A 2,420-nucleotide genomic window follows, 5' to 3' on the forward strand; every position below is an offset into this window, starting at 1 on the left:
ATTTTTATGGAAGACGTCGATCGACGTGCCGATGATCTTCTCGGGGTCGATATTCAGAAGATGACCGATCCGCCCCAGCAGTGTGCGCGATTCCGGGTTGGCGTAGACGACCTCGAATCCGCGCGTCTCACAGATCATCACTGCAACAGGCAGGCTCTCGAAGGCCGCGCGGAGATCCGGTTGCGCGGCGCGGTGCGGTCCGGCGATTCGTGCGAGCATTCCCATGTGATGTCCCTCCAGCTGTGCCGGCATGCGAACCAGCTGCGCCAGCATGCGAAAACCACATGAAATCGCCGTATATGGATATTCCGGGAACCGGCAGGGCAGGGCATGCAGGTGTTAAGCTCCGTTAACGATTACTGCCTGTTTCTGCGCCATGATCGTTTATGAGCGGCGGGGAGGCCATACAGGCCGCCCGCAACGCTCACGGAAGCGGCAGAATACCTGCTGCTCCGTCATCACAGCCGAAGGCCATGAGCTTGCCTGCGCCATCCCAGGCGAGGGCGGTGACGCGGCTGCCCTTCACCACCGGACGCACCAGCAGTTCCGAACCGTCGCTGACGCGAATCAGCAAGACGCAGCCGTCTTCGTAGCCGGCGGCGCAGATCGGCAGATGCGGGTGGCAGGCGACACGGGTGACGCGGGCCTCGCGAACGCCGAATTCACGCGGCGCCTTGCCGGTGGGCCCCTCCTTGCTGTCGAAGGGCCAGGCGATCACCGCATCGGCGCCGCTCGTGGCGAGCATGTCGCCGTCGGCGCTCCAGGAGAGCGCGCGCGGCTTGGCCGCATAGCCCGACATGCGCATATGGCCGCGATCCGGCGCGAGGCGCCAGCCATGCAGCGCGTTCTCCTGCATGGAGGTGACAACGAAGCGACCGTCCGGCGACCAGGTCACGTCGAGATGCGAGCCCTTCCATTCGAGCGGATCCGGCTCCTTCTCCAGATTGGGATACCACAGGCTCACCCCGTTATAATGGGCGATGGCGAGGCGATAACCCTTCGGCGCGAAGGCGAGGCCCCGGGCGGAGGAGGGGGCCGTGAAGCGCTTTTCCTTCCCCTTGCGATCACGCGCCGTCACTTTGCGCCCAGCGCTCCAGGCGATACCGCCTTCGTGATGCAGGGCGAGCGCGTCGATCCATGTGCCCCCGCTATCGGCGAAATCACGGGTCGAGCCGTCGGCGCCGGTGACCGCGACGCGCCCGTCATCGCCGCCTGTGACGAGGCGCTCGCCGTCGCTCGTCGCACACAGGATGCTGCCGTCCGGATGTACCTCTACACGATGATCGGCGCCATCACGCACCAGCAGCACGCCGCCATCGCCGAGACAGAAGGCGGCGGTGGTTTGCAGGAAGCAGATCACGCCGACATGCGCGCGGGCATCTACGCGCTGAACGGCCTGGGTGAGATCGGGAATCGGATTGTTAGGGTTCGTGTTCATGCGGTGGTTCTAGAGGAAACTTCGGCATTTGTGCAGGCCCGATGCGGTCCCTGTCACACGGGACAATCTTCGCAAGGACGCAAAATCACAGATTCGCCGCTTTCACGACAAACGGACGCCCCGAACCCATCAGAAAAATATGTATCTCGATGGTTTCCACGTGGGTTCTTCCGGTAACGTCAGCCCCCCAGCCCCCCGGAACGATCCACTGCGGAGCAGCCGGAATCGAGGTCGGGCCGTCCCTTGTGGACGGCCCTTCTTCGTTGAGGCTCCGGTGCAGCAGCACGGCGCGCCGCCCCTGCTGTCTCAAATCGCCCCTTGACATGTATATAAGTAAATTCTAAATTACTGACAGCTTCAGAGAGGCGCCGTTCGCAGATCATTGCAGGCGAGACGCCTTGCCAAGTTTTGCAGCCGGATTACCCAGACGAGGATGACAGACCATGACCCTTCCGACCATCTCCCCCGCCGAAGCCAAGCGCCTGATCGATGAAGGTGCCGTGCTCGTGGATGTCCGAGACCGGGCTGAACATGCGCGTGAGCGCATTCCGCAGGCGCGCAATTTTGCGCTGAGCGAGTTCGAAAAGGGCGAATTGCCGCGTGACGGTGCCAATGTGGTCCTCTTCCACTGCAAGTCGGGCATGCGCACCCTGTCCAACGCGCAGGCGCTCTCCGACAAGGCCGGTGACGCCTGTGACGCCTTTATTGTCGAAGGCGGCATCGATGCCTGGCGCAAGGCCGGCCTGCCGGTGGTCGAGGATAAGTCGCAGCCGCTCGACCTGATGCGTCAGGTGCAGATCGGCGCCGGCTCGCTCGGCTTCTTCGGCACGCTTGCGGGCATCTTCATCGCACCCGGCTTCCTTATCATCCCCGCCTTTGTCGGTGCCGGGCTGATGGTCGCCGGCATGACGGGTTTCTGCGGGCTTGCCCGCGTGTTGATCCACATGCCCTGGAACAAGGCGCTGAAGAACCCGCCGGTCGC

3 protein-coding genes are annotated in these 2,420 nt (G+C 63.5%); 1 reads left to right on the plus strand and 2 read right to left on the minus strand.

Annotated features, from left to right (window positions below; genetic code table 11):
• The coding region (locus tag VKP01_RS03410) for a PAS domain-containing protein (RefSeq protein WP_324410282.1) at positions 1 to 219 on the minus strand (219 nt) is incomplete at its 3' end.
• Positions 220 to 424: 205 nt separating this feature from the next.
• Positions 425 to 1,438, minus strand: a complete 1,014-nt coding sequence (locus VKP01_RS03415) for a WD40 repeat domain-containing protein (RefSeq protein ID WP_324410285.1) — start codon at positions 1,436 to 1,438, stop codon at positions 425 to 427.
• A gap of 443 nt (positions 1,439 to 1,881) precedes the next feature.
• Between VKP01_RS03415 and VKP01_RS03420 the strand changes: the two genes are divergently transcribed.
• Positions 1,882 to 2,420, plus strand: a 539-nt coding sequence (locus VKP01_RS03420; RefSeq protein WP_324410286.1) for a rhodanese family protein, incomplete at its 3' end; no start/stop codon positions are given.

Source organism: Saliniramus sp. (genome assembly GCF_035311605.1).
In the GTDB taxonomy this organism is placed as follows: domain Bacteria; phylum Pseudomonadota; class Alphaproteobacteria; order Rhizobiales; family Beijerinckiaceae; genus Saliniramus.

Bases quoted from the DNA above. Each gene is read 5' to 3' on its own strand.
- VKP01_RS03415 (WP_324410285.1), bottom strand. From the start codon at position 1,438: ATGAACACGAACCCTAACAATCCGATTCCCGATCTCACCCAGGCCGTT.